Origin of the sequence: Arsukibacterium sp., from assembly GCF_033721375.1 — a bacterium.
Lineage (GTDB): Bacteria > Pseudomonadota > Gammaproteobacteria > Enterobacterales > Alteromonadaceae > Alishewanella.
On sequence record NZ_JAWWAP010000001.1, the window covers coordinates 135,012 to 157,965 of the forward strand.

Sequence of the window (22,954 nt, forward strand, 5' to 3'; positions counted from 1 at the left end):
AGGTGCCGAGTTTATTTGAGCAAATTCAGGCAGGTAAATTGTGGGACTTTCACGGTGGCGTTCATCCGCCTACCCGCAAGGCGCAAACCGCGCAAAAACCTATTGCTGTGCTGCCTCTGCCCGAGCGCCTTTATATTGCGGTACGCCAGCATATTGGTGTCGCTGGCCATATAATGGTGAGTCCCGGTCAGCGGGTGCTAAAAGGTCAACCGCTAACCAGCGCTGATAACTCGATGGCTGTTCCGGTGCATGCCCCCACCTCTGGCACGATTGAGGCCATTGGCGACCATACCAGTGCCCATCCGTCAGCATTGCCGGAAAACACCATCACGCTACTGCCGGACGGGCTGGATGAATGGCGCGACCGCCATCCGCTCAATCTGGCCACTACCGATAATCTGAGCCTCTTGGAGCGCATTCAGGAAAGCGGTATTGCCGGCATGGGCGGCGCTGGGTTTCCTTCTCACTTAAAGGCGGGCTTAACCCAACCGGTAGATTACCTGATTATTAATGCCGTGGAATGCGAGCCTTATATCAGTGCTGATGATGCGTTAATGCAGGAAGAAGCGATTACCATTGTCAAAGGTATTGATATTCTGTGTAAATTGCTTAATCCAAAAGCGGTATTAATTGGCATCGAAGATGATAAACCTGTTGCCAGTGCTGCATTACAAGCGGCCTGCAGTCAGCGCGAGCACTATTATGTTCGCGAAGTCCCGACAAAATACCCGTCCGGCGGTGAAAAACAGCTAATTCAGCTGTTAACTAATAAAGAGGTTCCGGCCGGTCGCCGCCCCATCGACATTGGGATTGTGATGCTGAATGTCGGTACTGCGTTTGCTATTGCTCAGGCCGTGCTGGATGATCAGCCACTGCTGTCACGGATAATCACCGTCACCGGTGAAACGTTGCGTCAACCGCAGAATGTGCAGGCATTAATTGGCACTCCTGTCAGCGACCTTCTGACATTTTGCGGCTATCAGGGTCCAAATGGCGGCAAAATCATTATGGGTGGACCCATGATGGGTTTTACCCTGCCCGATTTATCTGTGCCGGTCACGAAGACAACCAATTGCATTCTGGCACCAAGCCTGCAAGAGTTGCCAGAGCCTGGGCCTGAACTCGACTGTATTCGTTGTAGTGCCTGTGCTGATGCCTGCCCGGCCAGCTTGTTGCCACAGCAATTGCTGTGGTACAGCAAAGCCAAAGATCCGGCGAAACTGGATGAATATAACCTGTTTGATTGTATTGAATGCGGCGCCTGTGCTTACGTTTGCCCCAGTGAAATTCCGCTGGTGCAATATTACCGGGTGGCCAAAGCTGACATCAGGGAGCAGCAACGAGAAGCGGTAAAAGCAGAGCAGGCTAAAGCCCGCTTCGAGGCACGAAATGCCCGACTGGAGCAGGAAAAACGTGAGCGGATGGCTCGTAATCAGCAACTTGCCCAGGCACGGGAACAAGCGCAGCAAACAAGCAGCAACAGTACTGCGGTAGCAGATGCGCTCGCCAGAATTAAAGCTAAACAGGCGGAGCAAAATGCCGCCCCCGCAGATCGTGTGCAGATACTGGCCGAGCGGGAAGCGAAAAAGCAACAAGCCCGGGCCTACCAGGCGGCGAAGGCTGCTGACATGCCCACAACCGAGCCTGATAAGGAACCTGCAGCCCAGCAGGACGCCAGCCGCGAGCAAGCACCAGCTGATAAGCCGGCAACTGCCAAAAGTGCAGCAGTCGCTGCGGCTATTGCCAGAGCCAAAGCCAAAAAAGCCGCTCAGGCTCAGGCCGATATGCAGGAAACAATGGTTGAGGCGGAGCAAACCAAACAACCAGAACCGATAGACCAGAGCACCCCGCAGGCCGAGACAGATCCACGCAAAGCCGCTATTGCCGCGGCCGTTGCCCGGGCTAAAGCAAAAAAACAAGCAGACAGCGAGAAATCATGAGTTTTAAAATTGCCAGCTCGCCCCACAACAGAGTCAGCCGCAGTACTGCGCAGATAATGCTGTTAGTGGTCATGGCCTGCATACCCGGTATTGTGCTGCAAGCGCTGCTGTTTGGCTACGGCGTGCTGGTGCAGTTAATCCTGGCAATCATAACTGCCTGGTTGGCTGAAGCATTGGTTATGCGCTTGCGAAATAAGCCGGTACTGCTACGGCTCCAAGATCAAAGCGCCCTGCTGACCGGGGTATTACTGGCCATTGCCATACCGCCCTATGCGCCGTGGTGGCTGATTGTTATCGGGACATTTTTTGCAATCGTCATCGTTAAACAATTATACGGCGGCCTTGGCAACAACCTGTTTAACCCGGCAATGGCAGCCTATGTTATGTTGCTGATTGCTTTTCCGCTGCAAATGACCCAGTGGCTGCCGAGTATCAGTCTGCAACCTGAATCACTGACACCGTTAGATGCCGTCTGCGCGGTGTTCAGTCAGTACAGTTGCAGTGGTTTCAGCATTAGTCAGTTACAAAGTGGCATTGACGGTGTGTCGATGGCGACACCGCTGGATACACTGCGAACTGATCTCGCTGCCGGCCTGACGCTAACAGAAAGCCTGCAAAAACCAGTGTTTTACGGCATTGCCGGTACCGGCTGGCTCTGGGTAAACCTGGCCTACCTTGCCGGCGGTTTAATGTTAATAAAACTTGGGGTTATTGGCTGGCGAATTCCGGTAGCGGTACTCGGCAGTTTATTTCTGATCAGTTTGCTAAGCTGGCTGGCGGCCGCTGACACTAATCCCAGCCCGCTGTTTCAGCTGTTTTCCGGAGCGACCATGCTGGCGGCCTTTTTTATTGCCACCGATCCGGTCTCGGCATCTACTACCAATAATGGCCGGTTGTTTTACGGCGCGCTGATTGGTTTTATGATTTTTATTATTCGCAAATATGGCGGTTATCCAGATGGGGTGGCCTTTGCCATCTTGCTGGCTAACATGAGCGTGCCATTAATTGATTATTATACCCGGCCCCGGACATACGGTCACAAAGCCAGGAGAGCTGAAAAATGATATTGCCTATATCAAAAAACGCGCTGCTGCTGGCTCTGGTTGCGCTGATTTGTGTGGCTATTCTGGGTTTAGTAAACCAACTGGCTCAACCTAAAATTGCCGAACAGCAGCTGAAAAATAAATTGGCCACACTGAACGATGTGCTGCCCCAGAATACTGCAAGTGAAAGCTTACTGGCCGACTGCATTTTGGTAACAAATGAAGACTTATTGGGCCGCCCTACCCCACAAGCCATCTATCGCTTACGGGATGATGGCCAAATCAGTGCTTTTGTGGTTGAAACCACAGCACCTGATGGTTATAGCGGTAATATTGATTTAATGGTTGCAGTAACCCCGGAAGGCAGCATTCTGGGCAGCCGGGTGCTGAACCATCAGGAAACTCCCGGGCTTGGCGATAAGATTGAGCGCCGGCGCTCAGCCTGGATTGAAAGCTTTCAGGACAAGCAAGTCAGCCCTGATAATAAGTCAGCCTGGGCTGTGAAAAAAGATGGCGGTCAGTTTGATCAGTTCACTGGCGCAACCATTACGCCACGGGCGGTGGTTAACGCTGTGTACAATGCCGGCTTGCTGGTATTGCAACAACCTGAACTGGCAAGCCGGCCGGCTAATTGCGGAGCAATGCAATGACCGACAATACCAACAGTATTCGTGAACTCGCGGTACAGGGGCTGTGGCGCAATAACCCGGGGCTGGTGCAGCTGCTGGGGTTATGCCCGTTACTGGCCGTTACCGGTACGGTAACCAATGCTCTTGGCCTGGGCATGGCAACCCTGCTGGTCTTACTGGGCTCTAACATCGTGGTGTCAATGGTCAGAACGGTGGTACCGCAAGAGATCCGCATTCCGGTTTTCGTGCTGATTATTGCCAGTTTTGTTACCGTAGTGCAGCTGCTGATGAACGCCTATACCTTTGGTCTGTATCAGTCACTGGGCATTTTTATCCCGTTAATTGTTACCAACTGTGCCATTATTGGTCGCGCCGAAGCCTTTGCCTCTAAAAATGCTGTGCTACCGTCAGCCATTGATGCGCTGATGATGGGCCTGGGGTTTATGCTGGTTCTGGTGGCCCTTGGTGCCATGCGGGAAATCCTGGGCCAGGGCACCTTGTTTGATGGCGCTGATCTGTTGCTTGGTGACTGGGCTGCGGTATTGCGGATAGAGTTGTTCAAGCTGGAGACCCAGTTCTTACTGGCGATATTACCGCCTGGCGCCTTTATTGGCATGGGGCTGTTAATTGCCCTGAAAAACCTGATTGATGCCAGATTACAACAGCGGCAGCAGCAGGAAGCCAGTATTACCCGGGCCCGGGTTACCGGCGCTGCTCAGTAGGGCGATATCTGATTAATGAATAAACAAAAACGCATTGAAATCCTCAGCCGACTGCGGGCAGCTAATCCAAAGCCGACCACTGAGCTTGAATACAGCTCACCTTTTGAGCTGTTAATAGCCGTCTTATTATCTGCCCAGGCGACTGACGTTGGCGTTAACAAAGCGACGAAGCATTTATTCCCGGTGGCACGCACGCCGCAGGCCATGCTGGACCTTGGCGTCGATGGGGTTAAACACTATGTTAAAACCATCGGACTGTTTAATACCAAGGCCGAAAATGTGATTAAAACCTGCCGTATTCTGGTTGAGCAGCATGGTGGCATCGTACCGGAAAACCGCGAAGCGCTGGAAGCCCTGCCCGGCGTTGGCCGAAAAACCGCCAACGTAGTGCTAAATACCGCCTTTGGTTGGCCCACCATTGCAGTAGACACCCATATTTTCCGGGTATCTAACCGCACTAAACTGGCACCGGGTAAAAATGTCGACGAGGTCGAACATAAACTCCTTAAAGTGGTGCCGAACGAATTTAAACTCGATGTCCACCACTGGCTTATTCTGCACGGCCGCTATACCTGTGTTGCGCGCAAGCCTAAATGTGGCTCTTGTATCATTGAAGACTTGTGCGAATATAAAGACAAAACCGAATAGGAGTTTTTATGCGAATGTTACACACCATGCTGCGCGTCGGTAACCTGGAAAAATCTATCGCCTTTTACACGGACGTACTGGGCATGAAATTACTGCGCCAGTCTGAAAACACCGAATATAAGTACACGCTGGCCTTTGTTGGTTACGGTGATGAAAGTGAACATACAGTGCTGGAGCTGACTTATAACTGGGATACCAGCAGCTATGATTCAGGCAATGCCTTTGGCCATATCGCGCTGGAAGTAAACAATGTATACGACGCTTGCGATAAAATTCGTGCTAAAGGTGGCGTAATAAGCCGTGAACCCGGGCCGGTAAAAGGCGGTACCACTGAAATCGCTTTTGTCCGGGATCCTGATAATTACGCCATAGAACTTATTCAGAAGAAAGCACGCTACGACAGCCTGTAACTCACTGTGTCTTGAAGACAATGGAGCAACCATGACCGACCTTACCGTACGCCAGGCAACACCCAGTGATGCAGAGACGATTTTACAATTTATTACTGAGCTGGCCATCTTTGAAAAGGCCGAGCACGAAGTGCTGACCTCAGTTGAAATGATCCGGCAAACTATATTTAGCAGCGATGCTAAAGCTCATGCACTAATATGTGAAAATGAAGGCCAGCCAATTGGCTTTGCCGTTTATTTTTATAATTACTCAACCTGGCTTGGCAAATATGGCCTTTATCTGGAAGATCTTTATGTTACGCCGACAGCACGGCGCACCGGAGCGGGTAAAGCGATATTTAAAGCACTGGCAAAAATTGCCGCCGCAAACGATTGTGGCCGCTTTGAATGGAGTGTACTGGATTGGAATACCCCGGCGATTAAATTCTATCAGGCATTAAGCGCCCAGGAAAAAACCGAATGGTTGGGTTACCGCCTGACTGAACAACAGATAAAAGCATTGGCGACGGCTGACTAAGCCGCAGTCAGGCCAACACCACCGCATTGCGGTGGTGTCTGCTCAGCCTGGTTTTCGGGCGAAATCTTCCAGATTGCTGATCATTTGTTCACTATATATACCCTGATACAACCGTCGCATACTACCGTCGCGATAAGTTTGTTCCAGTGCGTGTTGCCAGCGCTCGACAACATTGTCATCGATATCCAGCGACAGCGCCAGATACAGCCGCACCTGACTTAACTGTTGTAACAACACCAGTTCATAACCGGCCTGCTGCATCTGTAACTGTCGTTCGCTAACGGCAGCTTCATTCAGCACCACCAGTTGCACCCGGCCTTTGAGCAACAAGGTAAAGCAATCACCATGGTTTACCGTCAGAACCAGGTTACGTCCTTCGGTGAAGCCCATTCTTTTTAATGCGTTAACATGAACCGATTGCCGGTACTCACAGGCAAGATATTTATTACTTGCCACCGGGATTGGATTACTGCCTTTGAAAATATCACTGCGGCCATATAAACCAATAGCATGCATCTTCAGTGGCCCCACCCACTTGAAATCTGCTTCGCGTTCAGCATTGCGCACTGTTTCAAATACACCACTATTGCGCTGCAGCTTTGCCCGCTCGAATGCTCTGGCCCAGGGCAACAACTCAATAGTGGCAGGCTGGTCCAGCCGGCTGAGTAACAACTTAATCAGCTCCACCGTTGCGCCGCTGACGTTGCCATTGGCATCAAGATACTCTCCGGGCGGACTGTGTTCGGTATACAGTTGCAAAATTGGCGGCTCGGCCTGCATTGGCACTGCATCTGCCATGCTGCTACAGAGCAATCCGCTCGTTATCAGGATTAAACTAAGCATAAACTTCGGCATGCAAACGACTCCGGTTTGATTTGCCATTAAATGCGTAGCAAATTAATAACACATATATTCCAATAAAAAAACGTACCGGCAGAATTTTTAATCCAGGGTAATAACGACTTTTTCATTTAACGACATTGCCAGATTATTATCATAGTAAGCCGCCTCATTGATAAATGTCGGATAAACCGTCTGCTCACCGTCATAACAAATTTCGGTACCATCAAATAACATAAAAATCGGATCGCCGGGGTTAATCGGCTGATAGTCTTTGTCCTGCACATTTTTGTGGACCATGCCAAGTCGCTCGCCCTGTTCATTCATCGGCAGCTTAATACTGTGCAAGTAACGGAAGGCTTCTGTCTGACTTGGCAGTTCAGGTACCTTGTCGGTGTTATACAACTCAACAAAATCTAAAATATGGCGGGTCATCCGGTCCATCAGTTCCAGTACATCATGTCTGAGGACAGATTGCGGCTGTGGACCCACCTCTACCAACACGCCATAGCGGCCCAGAGTACACATCAGCGCATGGTCTTCGGCATTAAAATGGTCTTCGTCCCTTGAGATAATCGCTTCCGGCATCACCATTTTGACATAGGCAGCCAACTGATTATAAAAAGGCCCGGCCTGGGTCAGAATCAAACAGGCGCCCATATTGCTGGTGGTGTTGTGTAGGTCGATCAGCAAGTCGGTTTTTGCTGCACCTTTAGGACCGAGTTCCGCATTCAGGACTTTCGCCCTGCTCTGCTCATAATTACTAAGCGAAGGATTAGCGAGATCGGCATTTTTAAACTGCCGGTTTAAGTCGCTGTGCAAATAACGTTTGTTCGCATAATGCGCCTCGGGGTTTGCCCAGACACAGCGGCAATCAAAACTGGTTCGTTCGGTAAGTTCTGGCCTTGCCTGATAATGTTTAACTAAATAAATCCCAGAGAACTCATTACCATGAACGCCGCCAACAATGGCGACCTGTTTTATTTTATCCATATTATCTCCATTAGTAATGCCGTCAGCGCTTTACCGCTACGCACTAAGCTTAGCGTATTGATATGTATGCATTATGGCGTTAATGGTAAGAAAACAGAACTGAACAGACATAAAAGTACGGATTTATTTGCCGATAATGGCAGCGGCGGCAGGCTTAAGAAGAACGATGCTGATGCTCAGGCAGCAGGTTTGGCCAAATCGTTGACATCACGGCATTGTTTAACCAGTTCGTTATGCAAAATAGCACTGGCCTGACTTACGCATTTACCGCACTGACTGCCGACACCAAGGTTAGCTTTCAGATCACGCATAGTGCAGGCACCATTGGCAATATTTTGCTTGATGGCTTTATCTGATACTGCTTTGCATAAACATACGTACATCGCGCTGCCTTACCTTTACCGTTATTGGTTAACAAACAGCGTCATTTTAATCTAACTGCGAATTGTTATCAATACCATTTTAGTAAAATGGCCGGCATTTGCCGGCCAGTCAGCGTCAATACTGAGCTTAGCGGAACAAGACTTTCTCCTGCTGGAACCAATGAACACAGAACGCAATCAGCGCAGCAGCCAACGCCGTGGTGGAGGCGAAGATCAGTGCCAGTAAGCCGTAATCTGCGGTACCTTTAAGTAACTCTTTAATCGCCAGTGCAATATTCGTCAATGGAATTAAAGCAGTAGTAACATCCAGCTCCATGCCAGGCGCCATCGCTATCATTAATGGCACAATCACCAATATCGTCAGCGGGCTCATATAATTCTGCGCTTCTTTAAAGGTACGGGCATATATCGAGATAGCCAGCAGCAAGGCAGCAAAAATGGCCGCTGTTGGCAGCAGTAACGAGAACATCAGCACTAAATCAACGATAGTTATGCTGGCCAGCGCCTCAGACACCTTGGATAGATCAGCAAAAGCACTGATAATTGCGCCCCATACACCGAGGCTTACCACCGTTATCAGCGCCGTCATCAGTGCCGTCGTCAGGACGGTTAAAAACTTACCCAACACAATAGCAGTGCGGCTGACCGGACAAATTAACAGGGTTTCCAGCGTGCCGCGCTCCTTTTCACCCGCGCCCATATCCACCGCCGGATACATAGCACCACTTAAACACAGCAATACCAGGGCATAGGCCAAAATAGCGCCCATGCTCTCACCAATGTTTTCGCGCTGCTCTGCAGTATTCACCCGGGTTAACTGAACCGGTTTTAATAACGCCGTAAGGTTAGCCGGATCTACCCCCAGCTGGCTCAGCGTAGCTCGCTGCAACTCTTCGGTGTAGGTTTTCAGCATTTCATCGAAATAGTTATACATAAAATCCAGCTGCGACGAGCGGTTATAAATTAACTGCCACTCGGTTTGCTGCACCGCGGCTTTGCGGCTGGCAAAGTCGGCCGGAATGACCAGCGCCACATCAAACTCATCATTACGGATGGCAGCTACCAGCTCTTGTTCGCTGCTTAATGTGGTTTCAACTTTCTTAAAATTTTTATGGTAAAACAACGCTTCGGCAAATTCAGGCGCCTGCTGCTCGTTGATGATGACATAGCGGTGCTGCTCTTCCATCGCTTTGCTGGTTGTAGTGGCCATTACCAGGCCGACAATACCAAACAGCACCGGAAAAATAAGAATGGGTAATAAAATTACAAAAATAAGGGTTTTTTTATCACGAAGTAATTCAGTTAACTCTTTAAAATAGACCTGCCACATATTAGGCTGCTCCCTGCTGTGGTTGCTTAGCAATAACGGCTAAAAATGCCTGACGTAAATCACCATCCGGTGTCAGTTGCCGGAACTGTTCCAGGCTGCCGGAAAAACTGCTGATGCCTTTGTCGATTACCACAACCCGATCACACAGAGCGCCGATTTCATCGAGGTGATGAGTGGAAAAAATCACTGGCGTGCCCTGTGCTTTTAGTGATTTTATAAAATCCAACACCGTCTGAACTGTCATAATATCTAAACCCGTGGTTGGCTCATCCAGAATAACCACTTTAGGGGAGTGCACCACCGCGCGGGCGATGGCGGTTTTTTGTTTCATACCGGTCGACATCGTATCGACCCGCCGGTTAGCGAACGTATGCATATCCAGCATACTGAACAGCTCATCAATCCGGGTTTTTATAGCAGGATCTTTCATGCCATGTAACCGGGCAAAATAGGCGACATTCTCAAAGGCGGTCAGCTTGCCATACAGGCCGGTATCCGCGGACAAAAAGCCAATTTCCTTGCGGGCCTGAATCGGCTTTTGTAACACATCGATATCATTAATAAATACCGAGCCGCTGTCTTGTTTCAGCGCGGTAGATAACATTCGTAAAGTGGTTGTTTTACCGGCGCCATTTGGCCCCAGTAAGCCCAGCACTTCACCGGAACCGCATAAAAAGCTGACATCGCGTACCGAATGAAACGCTTTTTCACTGTAACGGACATCCTGCTTTTCAGTATCCGATAATTTATTGCCTTTGCTGATAGCAAACGCCTTAGCTAACCCTTTTATTTCAATCATCTAAGCTTCCTAATCGTTGCTTGGTTTTTTCGCTGCTAATTTTTTTACACCTTTAATTTTTTTACAGCCAGCGCCCGGAAATAGTCCGTATTGAGGTAAAACTCTGGCTGACAGTTGTCACTCCACCAGCCAGGCACCCCTAACAGTGGCAAAGGGGTCAGTTGTTGATTATCAAGAAGTAACTGGCCGTTAGCAATTTGTTGCTGCAATTTCTGGTCAAGAAAACTGTAAGCATCTGTTAAAGACCATTGGCTAAACCCTGCTGGAACATTTAAAAACAGGCATTTGGCGGTTAAGCCAATAAAAGGTGCAGTCGCCATTTCATAGATTGCATGGCCAAAAATTACCGGCCTGATACTCTGCCACCAATCAGCACGTCTGTCGACAAAGCTTTGCTGCCACTGGTGTTGGCGCAGCAGTGTTGCATGCGCTGCTGCCGCTGGCTCCAGGCAAATTTTCACCCCGCACTCATCAAACAGGGTCAGTTTATTACGTAATTGACCACGCTGTTTCAGACCGTGTTTGGCTATTTCATTGATATGCAATTGGTTTAGCAGGGCTTTGGTCTGCGGAAATAAACCCCAGATACAAGCGCCAAAAAAGTCATGCCAGTTGTTCAGCCGGGTTGGAACCAGTTTGGCGGAAGCTATAAATTGCTCGTAATAGCGACCATCCTGTTCTAATACCTCATTGGGTACCAACTGAACTGGCGTGTGCTGCAACCACTGATTAAGGTCGTTAAGGCTTGGCCACTCATTATAATCAGCCAACGGATAGCGTTTGGTTAAGTCGCTGAATATCGGATTTTGCTGCAGTAATTGCACTGACCAATCCACCGGGGCAACGAAACGGTTTTTACGGTTTTTGCTGCTCATCGCGTTTGTTCGTTATCCTGTCTTGATACGCTGTCGGTTTCATTGCGCCGAATTAGTTAACGAAACCGGCAAAAAGCGCTTGCAATTTTATGCTGGCATGGCACATTCACTGGGTACGTATAGACGTACATACTGCCAAAATTTACCCATCGTCTTTCGAAATCCATTGGGTAAAAATTTTTTCGATTATAAATTAATAGAGGTTATCATGTGTTCGATATTTGGGGTGCTTGACATCAGTACTGATGTTAAAGCGTTGCGCCAGCAGGCGCTACAGTTATCTAAGTTATTACGTCATCGCGGTCCGGACTGGTCAGGCATTTGGAATGACGATAATGCCATTCTGGTGCACGAGCGTCTGGCAATTGTAGATACTGAAAATGGCGCCCAACCTCTTATTAATGATAATCGAAATCACATTCTGGCAGTGAATGGCGAGATCTACAATCATAAGCAACTCGAAAAAGAGCTTGCCAGTCCTTATCCATTCAAAACCAGGTCAGATTGTGAAGTTATTCTGCCATTATATTTAGAACATGGCGCCGATTTTATTGACCAGTTACACGGTATGTTTGCCTTTATTCTGTATGACGCCGAGCAAAGCCGCTATCTGATAGCACGCGACCATATCGGTATTATTCCGCTGTACTATGGCTATGATGAGAACGGCCAGCTATTTGTGGCCTCTGAATTAAAAGCCCTGGTGCCGGTATGTAAGCAGATTAAAGAATTTCCGCCAGGCCATTATTTCGATAGTAAGATTGGCGAGCTACGCAGCTATTATAAACGCGACTGGCAGAGTTTTGATGCCGTTAAAGACAACCCGGCCAGCGAAGCGGAATTAAAAGCGGCGCTTGAGCACAGCGTTAAAACCCACCTGATGTCAGACGTGCCTTATGGGGTATTGTTATCAGGCGGCCTGGACTCCTCGCTTATTTCAGCCATTGCCCAGCAATATGCCAAACGGCGGATTGAGGACAACGACCAGTCAGAAGCCTGGTGGCCCAGGCTACACTCATTTGCAGTGGGCTTACCCGGTTCACCCGATTTAGTGGCGGCGCAGAAAGTAGCCGATGCCATTGGCACTGTGCATCATACGGTGCACTTTACCGTGCAGGAAGCACTGGATTCACTGCGTGATGTGATTTACTTCCTGGAAACGTACGATGTAACCACAATTCGTGCCTCTACCCCAATGTATCTGATGGCCCGTAAAATTAAAGCGATGGGCATTAAAATGGTGTTATCAGGCGAAGGCTCTGATGAAATATTCGGCGGCTACCTGTATTTTCATAAGGCGCCCAACGCCAGAGAGTTTCATGAAGAAACGTTACGTAAGCTTGACCGCTTACATATGTTTGATTGTAACCGGGCAAACAAAGCCATGTCGGCCTGGGGTATCGAAGCCCGGGTGCCGTTCCTTGATAAAGAGTTTATGGACGTCGCCATGCGCTTAAATCCAAAGGCAAAAATGTGCGGCGGCGGCAAAATGGAAAAGCAGATTCTGCGCCAGGCGTTTGATGGTTTGCTGCCAGACGAAATTCTCTGGCGCCAGAAAGAGCAATTTTCAGACGGCGTCGGTTACAACTGGATTGACAGTTTAAAAGTTCACGCAGCCAAAGAAGTCAGTGATCAACAAATGGCCACTGCCAGCTTCCGCTTCCCGGTTAATACCCCGGACAGCAAGGAAGCCTACTATTACCGGGTTATTTTCGAAGAGCACTTCCCGCATGCCGGCGCCATCAGCTGTGTACCGGGCGGTAAATCAGTCGCCTGCTCGACACCCGAAGCACTGGCGTGGGATGCCAAAATGGCCGAAATGACCGACCCATCCGGCCGGGCAGTGCGTGACGTGCACTCCCAGGGCTACTAACACGCCCTAGTGTGTCAAGGCCACCTCAGGGTGGCCTTTTTTATTTGTGCAGCTAATTTCCCTGGCTAATATAGGCGCTGCGGCAATTAACTGGCACAATAAAGGTTAATGATGACCATGCGATAACGTTATCGCGGTTGCACTGACAAACGTTCAACCGCAAAGCATTGCCAGGGACAGACACCATGCATTTATTATCCACTATTTTAGCCGGCAGCCTGACATTAGCAGCGACTGGCTTTTTTCAAGCTGCTGCCACAGAATTGCATCTGGCCGGTAAGTGGCTGACCGATGAGGCGGGCCAGACCCTGCTTGATCCGCAAAGCTCCGGCTTAACCCTGCGCCACGGTGAGCTTGTCCATATTGGCGATAACAGCTCAGCTGTGGCTATGCGCAATATATTGCTCAGAATAAATCCGCAAACCGGTCAGCTGATTGCACCACCGGTTACTATTACCGTCGCCAACCACCTGAAAAATAGCTGTTTTGCTGAGCTTCTGACAAACTATCCTGACTGGGAATCCCTGACCTGGGACCGTCAGGACGATACGACACTTATCAGCGTAACCGAAGACTCGTCTGATTTTACCCTGAGCCCACAGTGCGCTAAGCGCTATCGTGCTACTCACTCGACGCCATACCCTACTCTGTTGGTAAAAATCCAAACCGATAAAGCCCTTAGCCGGGCCGAAATTGTTGCGATCAGGCCGGTACAGTTTCCCGCAGCGGCCAAGGTAGGTAATTTCAGTAATGACGGTATTGAAGGCCTGGCTTTTGATAACGCCGGTAATTTGTATCTGGCGCTGGAGAAAAACCAGGCCAATGCACCGATGATTTTTGTTACGCCCTACACCGCAGACTTCTGGTCTTCAGCAAATTTTATTGCAGTTGCTGACAGTGGTTTTACGCTGCCGGTTCCCGACGCCAATAATCATCCGCTAAATGGTCTGGATTATCTGCCTCATCCCGACAGTAGCCATCCGGGTTATCTGATTGGCGCGGCGCGTAATGATAACCAGCTTTGGATCATCGATATCAGCCAGCAAAAAACGCCTTTTGTCCAGACTTTGCATTTTTATGCGCCAACCAACAGCAACAACAATTGTCCCGCTTATGAAAAGATGGATAACAGCTCGATAGAGGGCGTCGCGGTGGCGGACAATCAGGTTTATCTGGTTAACGATCCGTGGAAAAGCCAGTATCCGAAAAATATTCAGTGTCAGGCGAATGCCACTAATTTTAAACGCTTTTCGCCATTGCTGTTCCAACTGAGCATTGATCCGCGCTGGTTTATCCAGCCAGAGCAAAATGGCAGCACGCAGCACTAGGTAGCCAGGCTGCCTTCTGCTATGATTATCGGCCAGTCGCTGGTGCTGGTGCTGGGAGTATCATAACGCCAGCTGGCCATACTGCTTTAATAACCCTGTTGCAGGATCATCTATGATTAACCATTTTCGCGTGCTTGGCGTTAAAACCAACGCCAGCGATGAAGATATTAAAAAAGCCTATAAACGTCTGGCTAACCGTTATCATCCCGATAAGCTTTTAGGGCTGAGCGACGATGAAAAAGAGCAGGCTGCCATCCAGTTACAACGGGTAAAACAGGCCTATGATGTGCTGGCCGATCCAAAATTGAAATCAGCCTTTATAAAAGATTTTAACAACGTAATCGTTACCGATCCCGCTGCTGCCATGCAGGAGCTATGGGACCAGTATTACTAAGTAATCTGCTATTATTGTCAGGATTTACTACTACTTTTAACTAACGCTGGTTAACCAGAATAAGGTCGTTACCCTTTTATGGCTGCAAAACTGAATTTAAAGCGCATTCGTGCGCTGCAAACCGATGCCAGAGAAAATATAGAATCCTATCTGGACCCGGAAACCCCGAAAGCATTGGAGCAATATACTGCAAAAATGAAAGCAGTATTGTTGCGTGACCCGGAATTACTGGCATCGCTGCCAGAATATCTGCCAGTGGCATTGTATGGCCGGGTAAAGTTTGTGCCGGCGGCCATCGCAAAATGGCAGCACTGGCTAAGCACCGGCACGGCTCCGGACTGGGATGAATTTAAAGTTTCCGCGGCCTTTAATAATGCTGATATTGAGCTGGTTAAAGCTATCCGTGCTTATTCTGAGTCGCTGCTGATTGAAAGCTGCGCAGTGCTGTTTTTAATGGAACATGGCGATATCAGTAGTAAACCCGGTCAGAGCAGGGTTGCCGGCAGCGATGACACTGGCGAGCAGGATGATTTTAACGATGACAACGACAGCTATACCGCTGAAAACTATGGTGGTGACGATTATGACAGTGACAATGATCAGGACGACGACACCGACGAACCCGGTTACGACAATCAGTATGACGACATTCGCTTTAACAGAGAGAAACCTGAATGACAAATTTAATTGAGATTGCGGCTGCCGAAATTAAAGAGCTGGCGGTAATCGAGCCCAAACAGGCCAGCAAAAAATTTGAGCTTATTGCCAACACAATGAGCGATGAGCAATTAGTTGAAGTAATTGAAAATATTGATATTGTCACCCTCACTCAGATGAACAGCCAGCACGATATTTCATTTCCGTCTATTATCTCTGAACTGATGAGCCCAGAGCGGATCCGCGACATTGTCTGTCAGCAACCGTTGTACTGGGAAGAAAAGATTAAAAACAATGCCGAAGAGCTGCAGCAACACACTTTCGATTTTCTAACCTATCTTATCCGTACCCAGGACAGCGAAGAGAAACAAGCAGAAATTCTGGAATGCGTTGCCGACGATCCGGCCGGACTGTTCTATTTATCTATCCCCTTTATTGAATTGTATCGCGGCGAAGCGATACCAGACGATGAAGGCCTGCACGACATGCTGCATGATGAAGAGGAAGATCTGGAAGAAGCCGTTCGCTACACCGAGCGGCAGATGAACGAAGATGCCCACGGTCTGGGTATCGACGATCCGCGCAGCTTACTGGCCCTTATCCGTCAGTTAGCGCCCTCAGTAGAACAGGCGATTAAAGCACTTATCCGGAACGAAAACTCAGGCTGGGAAGGCATTATTAATAAGTTTGCAACCGAGCTGGTTATGCAGGCGAAAGAGAAAAACCAGGCCAGCGATGAATTTGCTGAAGTGGACGATATGTTCAGTTTTCTCGACTAACCCCGCACTTAAAGGATAAGACCAATGCAGTTAATGCTTCGGGATGGTAGCACCGGCCCCTTTTTAACTCAGGTTATCAATAAAGCCGTTGCCGCAGAGCAGCTAAGCGCTGCACAGCTGCAGCAAATTAAAAGCAAAGCCGTGCTGATGAGCCTGAAATTTGCCGATAAATTTTACAACAAATATAAAATGCATTTGCTGGAGCAAGCAGCACACGATGTGATAGGGGTGGTAAGCCTTGGCTTACTGGAGCTGACAGATAAAGACCCGCAGCGGGCGCTGGCGTTGTTACTGGCGCCGGAAGGGCTGGTAAAACCCTTTCAGAAAGGCTGGTCTATGCTCAGCACCGTCAGCCGGCCAGCCGGGGCTAAATCGTTGTATGGCGACGTAGACGAACAGTTACTGCAACAGCTATCCAGCCCACCCGATGCTGAAGACTGGGCCGGCTGGCAATATTATCAGCAGGCGTTAACCGAGCACCGGCGCAGCCAGTCAATGCAGTTGCTGCAACAACAGTTTTATGCCCGTAGTCACTTCGATGAATTTGAGCATTTCAGTCTGGAAGAAGTCCTGGCCGAAGTGGTATTTTATCGGGCGCTGACCGGTGGAGACAAAGTGCGGCAGGACCTGAAAAAACGCCTGCACACTATTACGCTGCAACCGCACTGGTTTAATGAAACCTTCTTTACCCTGCAAACTGAAGCAACTTTGGCTGAATTGCCAAAGGCCAACGCCGATGCTATCCGTCAGGATTTAGGTCAGCATTTTGTGCCAGCGCTGCTGCGCACTCTTAACTTTGCTAAAGAATATCAGACCCTGGCAAAACAGGACGCCTCACCGGAGAAGCTTGATGCCTTTGAAGGTAAACAAGGCTTAACCAACCCATTACTCGGCTGGCCGCAGTATCTGGAGCTGTAGTATACCTTAGCCACCGGTCTATCATTTTCCGGGCAGCTATAGCAACGCGCTGCCCGCACCTTAGATCGCTGCGTGGCTTAATGCACTTCAATGAATCAAAAGCTTGTATCACCCGGATGCAGAGTGGCTATCTGCTAACCTGGTTCAGGCTACTTCGCTGCCTGTGCTTCTGTCAGCAGCGCTGCCTCTGCTCTGGCCATTTTCTCACCCACTAACACCGCACCCCAGCGCCGCAACAGCTCAAATCCGGCCAGACAGGCTGTAACAGCCAGCAGTGCCAGCACTATGCCACTTACGCCCAGTCGCTGCTGCTCTGCATACAAGGTCCAGATAAACTGGCCAACACATAACGTAGCAACGACCAGTAAGGTCGGCTTACGGCCGATTTTAGCGACAATAAAAACGCCAAGCGGCGCGCCTATTGCCACCACCGGTGCTGCTGCCAGCCAGTTTTCAAATACGCCCGCAGCCAGCCCCTGGCCCGAGAGGGTTTTAACTGCAACACCAAGCACTGAGGTAAAAGCCATAATGACTACTGAGGTTGGAATAGCAATTTTTAAATCGGCGCGACACAGCAATACCAGCGCGGTATACAGCACCATATCAATGCCGACACCGGTCACCGCTGCTACAGTGGCACCTGCCAGCACACCAATCCACAGGCCCAGCTTAAAATCCCAGCGCTCATCAAAGTCGGTCATGCCGGTGTGGCCGGCTATTTCATTTAAGCGAAATAAATGCAGCAAACCAAAACTGGCCCAGATAACTGCAAATACCAGCTTAATCCATAGCTCAGGAATATAGGGCGCGATAAAGAAGATCCCGCAGGGCGTGCCGATTAACGCCCCCAGCATGGCACCTTTTAACGTGGCCCAGGCCAATGGCTGGCGTCTGGCCAGAATAAAAATAGCGGCACTCGTCATGCCGATGGACTGAATAGCAAAACTGAAATCACGGCCTAAACTTGCCGGCAGCTTGAACAGCAGCACCAATACCGGAAAGCCAACTGTGCCGCCGCCCATCGGCGTAGAACCCGCCGCATAGCTGCCAACGGCCATTGCCACGGCCATTGGCCAATGCGCCACCGCATCAGACCAGTAACCCATACCCGCAACCAACCATAACCAGACAGAATAAAAGCCTGCCAGCCACAGCAACCAGAGCCATAACCTGGATTTTAGTGGCGCTTTCCCGATCGAAGGTAAAGTCATACGGCACATCCTGAATACATTTAGTGTCTGCGCTTACAATAAGGTTTTAATTGCCCTGCCCAGCCCGTCCAGTGTCAGCGGATACATCCGCTTTGTCATTAACTGATTGATCATCTCTATCGAATAGTAGTGGCTCCACCACTGCTCTGGTTGCGGGTTCAGCCAGACTGCTTTGGGGTACTGAGTTGTCAGTCGTTGTAACCAGACTTTACCCGGCAGTTCATTAAAATGCTCAACACTGCCACCGGGATATTCTATTTCGTAAGGCCCCATCGTCGCATCACCGACAAAAATCAGCTTATAGTCACTGCCATAGGTGTGAATAATATCGTCAACTTTTATCTGCTCGGTATAACGGCGTTTATTATCCCGCCAGACGCCTTCATACACACAGTTATGAAAATAGAAAAATTCCAGATGCTTAAACTCGGTTTTTACCGCGGCAAACAATTTCTGACACTGCTCGATATGGTCATCCATCGAGCCACCAACATCAAAAAATACTAATAATTTTATCGCATTATGCCGCTCACGAATAAAGCGCAGATCCAGCCAGCCGCCTTGCTCTGATGTTGCCTGGATAGTGCCATGTAAATCCAGTTCGGTTTCGCTACCACTACGGGCAAATTTACGCAGTTGTTTCAATGCCAGTTTAATACTGCGGTTATTCAGCTCGCTGTCGGTATCCAGGTCTTGAAATTCACGCTTATCCCATACCTTTACGGCCCGGCGTGCCCCGCTGCCCTGCTGACCAATCCGTATCCCCTCGGGGTTAAAGCCATAAGCGCCAAAAGGTGAGGTACCGCCGGTGCCTATCCATTTATTGCCACCACTGTGCTTCTTTTGCTGCTCTTTTAAGCGATCACGCAGCGTTTCCAGCAATTTATCTAAGCCGCCCAGTGCCTGCAGCTTGGCTTTATCTTCATCACTTAATTTGCGTAGCACTTCTGGTACCAACCAGTCCGGCGGTATGCTGGCGGCAATATCCACTTCGGCTACGCCGGCAAAATAGTCAGCAAAAGCCCGGTCGAATTTATCATACTGGGTTTCATCTTTTACCAGGCATAACCGGGACAACTGATAAAAGGCTTCAGTATCGGCGAAGATCACCTGCTGTTTTAATGCATTCAGTAAATCCAGCAGTTCGGTAATACTGGTTTTTAAACCGTATTTGCGCAGGGTAAAAAAGAAGTCAATTAGCATAATCTATTGGTCACAAGCCAAACCGTCAAAAGAGACGACCAGAAATTTGTTCTGGTCGGCGCAGAGTGTCTGAGCGAAGGCGCCAGCCGCAGCGAGTTGCTGCGACGAGCCAGGGCAAATATTGTGGTCGGCGCGTATTACACCGATATCGCCGCAACAAATATCCACTCCCTACCTACCTTGCCGCTTCGCCAGAAACGCCAGTTTTTCGACCAGCGCCACATCCTGCTCATTTTTCAGCAGCGCGCCAAACATCGGCATCAGGCCGCCTTTTTGCTGCTTATCGGTTAACACACTGGCCGGAATATCTTCAGCTAACAGTAATTTAAGCCAGTCGAGCAGCTCAGAAGTTGATGGCTTTTTCTTTAAGCCCGGCAGTTCACGCAGTTCAAAGAACATTTCCAGCGCCGTGCTTAACAACTGCTGCTGAATATTGGGGTAATGCACCGCGACAATGGCCCGCAAGGTATCCGCATCGGGAAACCGAATGTAATGAAAAAAGCAGCGGCGCAAAAAGGCATCAGGCAGCTCTTTTTCATTATTGGAGGTAATAATAACAATTGGCCGCTCGCTGGCGCGGATTTGCTCACCGGTTTCATGGACATAAAACGCCATCTGATCCAACTCGTGCAGCAAATCGTTTGGAAACTCGATATCGGCTTTATCAATCTCATCTATCAGCAGCACCGGGCGCTTGTTCGCAGTAAAAGCCTGCCACAGCTTGCCCGGGCGGATATAGTTGCTGATATCCTGCACTTTGTCGCTACCGAGCTGACTGTCACGCAGCCGCGATACTGCATCATATTCATACAGGCCATGCTGGGCCTTGGTGGTGGACTTAATATGCCATTGAATAAGCTCAGTGTTCAGGCTTTGTGCCAGCTCCTCTGCCAGCCGAGTTTTACCGGTGCCAGGTTCGCCTTTAATCAGCAAGGGCTTCTCAAGGGTTACTGCGGCATTTACTGCCAGCGCAAGCTCGGTTGATACGATATAATTGTCAGTACTTTCAAAGGCCATCTTGATCCTCTTCGGGCTAAAATTCAGGCTACACTCTATGCTAAAGTGAAATGATATAAGTTATAGCCAAACGCTACTTCACCTTTTATGCTGCTGGCGTATTCTTATAACCAAATTCTTTGTAATTGGAGCTTTTTATGGCAAACGTATTTGCAGACCACTCATTGTCTATCGGCCGCACCCCATTGGTCAAATTAAACCGGACTGTACCCGGTGGTGCTAATGTGTACGCTAAAATTGAATCGCGCAACCCCAGCTTCAGTGTCAAATGTCGCTTAGGCGCCGCCCTTATCTGGGATGCTGAAAAACGCGGCGTGTTAACAGCAGAGAAAGAAATAATTGAGCCCACCTCAGGCAATACCGGTATTGCCCTGGCATTTGTCGCCGCCAGCCGTGGTTACAAATTAACCCTGACCATGCCATCTACCATGAGTCTGGAGCGGCGTAAGCTGTTAAAAGCACTGGGTGCAAATTTAGTATTGACCGAAGGCCCGAAAGGCATGAAAGGCGCGATTGAAAAAGCCCATGAAATTCTGGCATCTGATCCAAATCGCTATGTGTTGCTGCAGCAGTTTGAAAACCCGGCCAACCCGCAAATTCATGTCGATACCACCGGCCCGGAAATTTTTAATGATCTTGACGGTAAAGTAGATATTTTTATCGCCGGTGTCGGCACCGGTGGCACCATTACCGGGGTAAGCCGCTATTTAAAACAGGTTAAAAACCTGCCGCTGCATACTGTTGCGGTTGAACCGGTGGAGTCTCCTGTTATCAGCCAGGCCAAAGCAGGCGAAGAATTAAAGCCCGGCCCGCACAAAATTCAGGGTATTGGTGCCGGCTTTATTCCGGGCAACCTGGATTTAGACCTGATTGATGAAGTGGAAACCGTAAGCAGCGACGATGCCATTGCCGCCACGCACCGCTTAATGCGCGAAGAAGGAATACTGGCCGGTATTTCGTCTGGTGCCGCCCTGGTGGCGGCTCAGCGCCAGGCCGCCAGGCCTGAGAATGCCGGTAAAAACATTGTGGTTATTTTAGCCAGCGCCGCCGAACGTTACTTATCCAGCCCTTTGTTTGCTAACATCTTTACCGAACAAGAGTTGCAACCCTAAGCCAGCTAAACACGTTGAAAAGGCCGCATAATGCGGCCTTTTCACTTTACAGCTGCCAAGAAAACTTCCACACTGCTGACTTAACTGCTGTTCAGGGGTGGCCACAGATGAAATTAGTGTATGCGTTAGTTATCAGCCTGCTTTTGCTTGGCGCCTGTAATGAAAAGCCGAAAAGTAATGCGCACTGGGGCACGCCCGAGCATATTGCAACCGAGTTTTTTCATGCCCTTTATAACGACAAAGATCTGGAGAAAGCCAAAAGCTTTTGCACCGAAGAGTTTGCTGCACTGCTCGAGTCTTACGTCACTCCCCGCCAGGTAGCCAGAACTCTGATGAATATGTCCTATGATACTGTCACCATCGAGGTTAATCGCAGTGGCCAGAATCTGCGCCAGCAATATGACGACGATGCCGATGTTACCCTGGTGTTTAGTGGTGAGCATGCCGGCAAGCAGGTTGATAATCTGCGTACCGTCAGTATGGTTAAAAAAAGTGGCAGCTGGCGGGTAACTGCGGTAAAAGCCGACCCGTTTGCCAGTACTGCAACCTACTAGCAGAGCAGTGGCAGTTTGTTGTGCCGCTTATATTATTTTTTGGCAAAAAAGCCCTGTAATTGCTGCTGACAGGCATCACTTTTTAGCAGTGCGCCAAACACCTCCAGCTCAGTTGCGATAACTTTATCAGCCTTGCGTTTTATTTTACCGCGGATTAATGCCTTACTTTGCTGCACCGCTTCTGCTGGTAGTTTTGCCAGCTCGGCTGCTTTTGCTGCGGCAAATTCGAGTAATTTATCGCTGGCAACTTGTTGATTAACCATGCCCATTGCCACCGCCTGAGCCGTATCGAAGGGCTCCCCCAGCAATAAGTATTGCGCCGCTCGCTGATAGCCAATCAATTGTGGTAGTAACAAGCTTGATGCCGCTTCCGGACATAGTCCTAACTGACTGAACGGCATCTGAAAGCGACAGTCCGGCGCCGCATACACCAGATCGCAATGCAATAGTGCGGTAGTACCAATGCCAATTGCCAACCCCGCAACCGCCGCCACTATCGGTTTGGTAAAGGCATTAAGCTGATATAAAAAAGCAACTGTCGGATGATGGGCATCCAGCTCCCCGGCAGCTAAAAAATCCTGCAAGTCGTTGCCACTGGAAAAACAGCTGGCCGAGCCTTGTAACACTACAACTTTAACAGCCGGATCCCGCTCTGCCTGCTGCAGGGCATCCGTCAGCTGGCGATACATTGCCAGACTCAATGCATTTTTTTTATCTGGCCGGTTCAGGCTAAGGGTCAGCACTCCTGCCGGGCTCTGGCTGATGCTTACTGTCATGTT

At 49.4% G+C, this 22,954-nt stretch carries 25 protein-coding genes; 15 read left to right on the forward strand and 10 right to left on the reverse strand.

Translation table 11 applies throughout. The features are described from left to right. The first annotated feature begins 2 nt into the window (after positions 1-2). The 7 genes from rsxC to R3187_RS00615 are packed head-to-tail and all read left to right on the forward strand — an operon-like array spanning position 3 to position 5,909. Positions 3-1,940, forward strand: coding sequence for an electron transport complex subunit RsxC (rsxC, locus tag R3187_RS00585; protein ID WP_318964755.1), 1,938 nt, complete (start codon positions 3-5; stop codon positions 1,938-1,940). Then, a complete protein-coding gene (rsxD, locus tag R3187_RS00590; RefSeq protein WP_318964756.1) occupies positions 1,937-3,004 on the forward strand; it encodes an electron transport complex subunit RsxD in 1,068 nt (355 codons plus the stop codon). The genes rsxC and rsxD overlap by 4 nt, the downstream gene beginning before the upstream one ends. Further along, positions 3,001-3,633, forward strand: a complete 633-nt coding sequence (gene rsxG, locus R3187_RS00595) for an electron transport complex subunit RsxG (RefSeq protein WP_318964757.1) — start codon at positions 3,001-3,003, stop codon at positions 3,631-3,633. The genes rsxD and rsxG overlap by 4 nt, the downstream gene beginning before the upstream one ends. After that, the gene (locus tag R3187_RS00600) at positions 3,630-4,334 is read left to right on the forward strand and encodes an electron transport complex subunit E (protein WP_318964758.1); all 705 of its coding nucleotides are present in this window, start codon (positions 3,630-3,632) and stop codon (positions 4,332-4,334) included. Before rsxG ends, R3187_RS00600 begins: the two co-directional genes overlap by 4 nt. Before the next feature lie 15 nt (positions 4,335-4,349). Continuing rightward, positions 4,350-4,982 carry an endonuclease III gene (gene nth / locus R3187_RS00605; RefSeq protein WP_318964759.1) on the forward strand — a complete coding sequence of 211 codons (633 nt, stop codon included), beginning with the start codon at positions 4,350-4,352 and terminating at the stop codon, positions 4,980-4,982. A gap of 8 nt (positions 4,983-4,990) precedes the next feature. After that, complete coding sequence (gene gloA, locus R3187_RS00610; protein ID WP_318964760.1) at positions 4,991-5,392, forward strand: lactoylglutathione lyase; 402 nt, start codon at positions 4,991-4,993, stop codon at positions 5,390-5,392. Between the two features lie 31 nt (positions 5,393-5,423). Further along, positions 5,424-5,909 carry a GNAT family N-acetyltransferase gene (locus tag R3187_RS00615; protein ID WP_318964761.1) on the forward strand — a complete coding sequence of 162 codons (486 nt, stop codon included), beginning with the start codon at positions 5,424-5,426 and terminating at the stop codon, positions 5,907-5,909. Between the two features lie 42 nt (positions 5,910-5,951). Here R3187_RS00615 and R3187_RS00620 read toward each other — a convergent pair whose 3' ends face one another. From R3187_RS00620 to R3187_RS00645, 6 genes are all read right to left on the reverse strand, one after another. Beyond that, positions 5,952-6,764 (reverse strand): substrate-binding periplasmic protein, encoded by an 813-nt coding sequence (locus R3187_RS00620; protein WP_318964762.1) that lies wholly within the window; start codon positions 6,762-6,764, stop codon positions 5,952-5,954. A gap of 87 nt (positions 6,765-6,851) precedes the next feature. Next, the gene (locus R3187_RS00625; protein ID WP_318964763.1) at positions 6,852-7,742 is read right to left on the reverse strand and encodes an aspartoacylase; all 891 of its coding nucleotides are present in this window, start codon (positions 7,740-7,742) and stop codon (positions 6,852-6,854) included. Between the two features lie 176 nt (positions 7,743-7,918). Further along, on the reverse strand, positions 7,919-8,125 hold the full coding sequence (locus tag R3187_RS00630) for a bacterioferritin-associated ferredoxin (RefSeq protein WP_318964764.1): 207 nt from the start codon (positions 8,123-8,125) through the stop codon (positions 7,919-7,921). A 127-nt stretch (positions 8,126-8,252) separates the two neighbouring features. Further along, entirely contained in the window at positions 8,253-9,455 is a 1,203-nt protein-coding gene (locus tag R3187_RS00635) for an ABC transporter permease (RefSeq protein WP_318964765.1), read from the reverse strand. 1 nt (position 9,456) lies between these two features. Beyond that, a complete protein-coding gene (locus tag R3187_RS00640) occupies positions 9,457-10,254 on the reverse strand; it encodes an ATP-binding cassette domain-containing protein (RefSeq protein WP_318964766.1) in 798 nt (265 codons plus the stop codon). A gap of 44 nt (positions 10,255-10,298) precedes the next feature. Next, positions 10,299-11,129 carry a DUF3025 domain-containing protein gene (locus R3187_RS00645; protein ID WP_318964767.1) on the reverse strand — a complete coding sequence of 277 codons (831 nt, stop codon included), beginning with the start codon at positions 11,127-11,129 and terminating at the stop codon, positions 10,299-10,301. A gap of 208 nt (positions 11,130-11,337) precedes the next feature. Between R3187_RS00645 and asnB the strand changes: the two genes are divergently transcribed. The 6 genes from asnB (at position 11,338) to atcC (ending at position 17,078) form a co-directional block, all read left to right on the forward strand. Next, on the forward strand, positions 11,338-13,002 hold the full coding sequence (gene asnB, locus R3187_RS00650) for an asparagine synthase B (RefSeq protein WP_318964768.1): 1,665 nt from the start codon (positions 11,338-11,340) through the stop codon (positions 13,000-13,002). Between the two features lie 185 nt (positions 13,003-13,187). Next, the gene (locus R3187_RS00655; protein WP_318964769.1) at positions 13,188-14,330 is read left to right on the forward strand and encodes a hypothetical protein; all 1,143 of its coding nucleotides are present in this window, start codon (positions 13,188-13,190) and stop codon (positions 14,328-14,330) included. 112 nt (positions 14,331-14,442) lie between these two features. Continuing rightward, complete coding sequence (locus R3187_RS00660) at positions 14,443-14,724, forward strand: J domain-containing protein (RefSeq protein ID WP_318964770.1); 282 nt, start codon at positions 14,443-14,445, stop codon at positions 14,722-14,724. Between the two features lie 78 nt (positions 14,725-14,802). Beyond that, the gene (gene atcA, locus R3187_RS00665; protein WP_318964771.1) at positions 14,803-15,402 is read left to right on the forward strand and encodes a cold adaptation protein AtcA; all 600 of its coding nucleotides are present in this window, start codon (positions 14,803-14,805) and stop codon (positions 15,400-15,402) included. After that, a complete protein-coding gene (gene atcB, locus R3187_RS00670) occupies positions 15,399-16,160 on the forward strand; it encodes a cold adaptation protein AtcB (RefSeq protein WP_318964772.1) in 762 nt (253 codons plus the stop codon). Before atcA ends, atcB begins: the two co-directional genes overlap by 4 nt. 24 nt (positions 16,161-16,184) lie before the next feature. Continuing rightward, positions 16,185-17,078 (forward strand): cold adaptation protein AtcC, encoded by an 894-nt coding sequence (gene atcC, locus R3187_RS00675; protein ID WP_318964773.1) that lies wholly within the window; start codon positions 16,185-16,187, stop codon positions 17,076-17,078. A gap of 149 nt (positions 17,079-17,227) precedes the next feature. On the opposite strand, the gene R3187_RS00680 is transcribed toward atcC, so the two are convergent. The 3 genes from R3187_RS00680 to R3187_RS00690 form a co-directional block, all read right to left on the reverse strand. After that, positions 17,228-18,289 carry a sulfite exporter TauE/SafE family protein gene (locus R3187_RS00680; protein ID WP_318964774.1) on the reverse strand — a complete coding sequence of 354 codons (1,062 nt, stop codon included), beginning with the start codon at positions 18,287-18,289 and terminating at the stop codon, positions 17,228-17,230. Positions 18,290-18,322: 33 nt separating this feature from the next. Next, positions 18,323-19,492, reverse strand: a complete 1,170-nt coding sequence (locus R3187_RS00685) for a vWA domain-containing protein (RefSeq protein ID WP_318964775.1) — start codon at positions 19,490-19,492, stop codon at positions 18,323-18,325. Between the two features lie 171 nt (positions 19,493-19,663). Next, positions 19,664-20,509: a MoxR family ATPase gene (locus tag R3187_RS00690; protein ID WP_318964776.1), complete on the reverse strand. Its 846-nt coding sequence runs from the start codon at positions 20,507-20,509 to the stop codon at positions 19,664-19,666. Between the two features lie 137 nt (positions 20,510-20,646). Between R3187_RS00690 and cysK the strand changes: the two genes are divergently transcribed. Together cysK and R3187_RS00700 are read left to right on the forward strand one after the other, a co-directional pair. Then, positions 20,647-21,621 (forward strand): cysteine synthase A, encoded by a 975-nt coding sequence (gene cysK / locus R3187_RS00695; RefSeq protein WP_318964777.1) that lies wholly within the window; start codon positions 20,647-20,649, stop codon positions 21,619-21,621. 107 nt (positions 21,622-21,728) lie between these two features. After that, positions 21,729-22,175: a hypothetical protein gene (locus R3187_RS00700; protein ID WP_318964778.1), complete on the forward strand. Its 447-nt coding sequence runs from the start codon at positions 21,729-21,731 to the stop codon at positions 22,173-22,175. A 32-nt stretch (positions 22,176-22,207) separates the two neighbouring features. On the opposite strand, the gene R3187_RS00705 is transcribed toward R3187_RS00700, so the two are convergent. Then, complete coding sequence (locus R3187_RS00705; RefSeq protein WP_318964779.1) at positions 22,208-22,951, reverse strand: enoyl-CoA hydratase-related protein; 744 nt, start codon at positions 22,949-22,951, stop codon at positions 22,208-22,210. Positions 22,952-22,954: the final 3 nt, after the last annotated feature.

Excerpts from the sequence above, each read along its gene's own strand:
- R3187_RS00625 (WP_318964763.1), bottom strand. The coding sequence starts at position 7,742 with ATGGATAAAATAAAACAGGTCGCCATTGTTGGCGGCGTTCATGGTAAT.
- R3187_RS00620 (WP_318964762.1), bottom strand. The coding sequence starts at position 6,764 with ATGCCGAAGTTTATGCTTAGTTTAATCCTGATAACGAGCGGATTGCTC.
- atcB (WP_318964772.1), top strand. The coding sequence starts at position 15,399 with ATGACAAATTTAATTGAGATTGCGGCTGCCGAAATTAAAGAGCTGGCG.
- R3187_RS00700 (WP_318964778.1), top strand. The coding sequence starts at position 21,729 with ATGAAATTAGTGTATGCGTTAGTTATCAGCCTGCTTTTGCTTGGCGCC.
- R3187_RS00685 (WP_318964775.1), bottom strand. The coding sequence starts at position 19,492 with ATGCTAATTGACTTCTTTTTTACCCTGCGCAAATACGGTTTAAAAACC.
- R3187_RS00635 (WP_318964765.1), bottom strand. The coding sequence starts at position 9,455 with ATGTGGCAGGTCTATTTTAAAGAGTTAACTGAATTACTTCGTGATAAA.
- R3187_RS00705 (WP_318964779.1), bottom strand. The coding sequence starts at position 22,951 with ATGACAGTAAGCATCAGCCAGAGCCCGGCAGGAGTGCTGACCCTTAGC.
- nth (WP_318964759.1), top strand. The coding sequence starts at position 4,350 with ATGAATAAACAAAAACGCATTGAAATCCTCAGCCGACTGCGGGCAGCT.
- R3187_RS00660 (WP_318964770.1), top strand. The coding sequence starts at position 14,443 with ATGATTAACCATTTTCGCGTGCTTGGCGTTAAAACCAACGCCAGCGAT.
- rsxD (WP_318964756.1), top strand. The coding sequence starts at position 1,937 with ATGAGTTTTAAAATTGCCAGCTCGCCCCACAACAGAGTCAGCCGCAGT.
- R3187_RS00690 (WP_318964776.1), bottom strand. The coding sequence starts at position 20,509 with ATGGCCTTTGAAAGTACTGACAATTATATCGTATCAACCGAGCTTGCG.
- atcA (WP_318964771.1), top strand. The coding sequence starts at position 14,803 with ATGGCTGCAAAACTGAATTTAAAGCGCATTCGTGCGCTGCAAACCGAT.
- R3187_RS00600 (WP_318964758.1), top strand. The coding sequence starts at position 3,630 with ATGACCGACAATACCAACAGTATTCGTGAACTCGCGGTACAGGGGCTG.
- R3187_RS00615 (WP_318964761.1), top strand. The coding sequence starts at position 5,424 with ATGACCGACCTTACCGTACGCCAGGCAACACCCAGTGATGCAGAGACG.
- R3187_RS00645 (WP_318964767.1), bottom strand. The coding sequence starts at position 11,129 with ATGAGCAGCAAAAACCGTAAAAACCGTTTCGTTGCCCCGGTGGATTGG.
- gloA (WP_318964760.1), top strand. The coding sequence starts at position 4,991 with ATGCGAATGTTACACACCATGCTGCGCGTCGGTAACCTGGAAAAATCT.
- cysK (WP_318964777.1), top strand. The coding sequence starts at position 20,647 with ATGGCAAACGTATTTGCAGACCACTCATTGTCTATCGGCCGCACCCCA.
- asnB (WP_318964768.1), top strand. The coding sequence starts at position 11,338 with ATGTGTTCGATATTTGGGGTGCTTGACATCAGTACTGATGTTAAAGCG.
- rsxG (WP_318964757.1), top strand. The coding sequence starts at position 3,001 with ATGATATTGCCTATATCAAAAAACGCGCTGCTGCTGGCTCTGGTTGCG.
- R3187_RS00680 (WP_318964774.1), bottom strand. The coding sequence starts at position 18,289 with ATGACTTTACCTTCGATCGGGAAAGCGCCACTAAAATCCAGGTTATGG.
- R3187_RS00640 (WP_318964766.1), bottom strand. The coding sequence starts at position 10,254 with ATGATTGAAATAAAAGGGTTAGCTAAGGCGTTTGCTATCAGCAAAGGC.
- R3187_RS00655 (WP_318964769.1), top strand. The coding sequence starts at position 13,188 with ATGCATTTATTATCCACTATTTTAGCCGGCAGCCTGACATTAGCAGCG.
- R3187_RS00630 (WP_318964764.1), bottom strand. The coding sequence starts at position 8,125 with ATGTACGTATGTTTATGCAAAGCAGTATCAGATAAAGCCATCAAGCAA.
- atcC (WP_318964773.1), top strand. The coding sequence starts at position 16,185 with ATGCAGTTAATGCTTCGGGATGGTAGCACCGGCCCCTTTTTAACTCAG.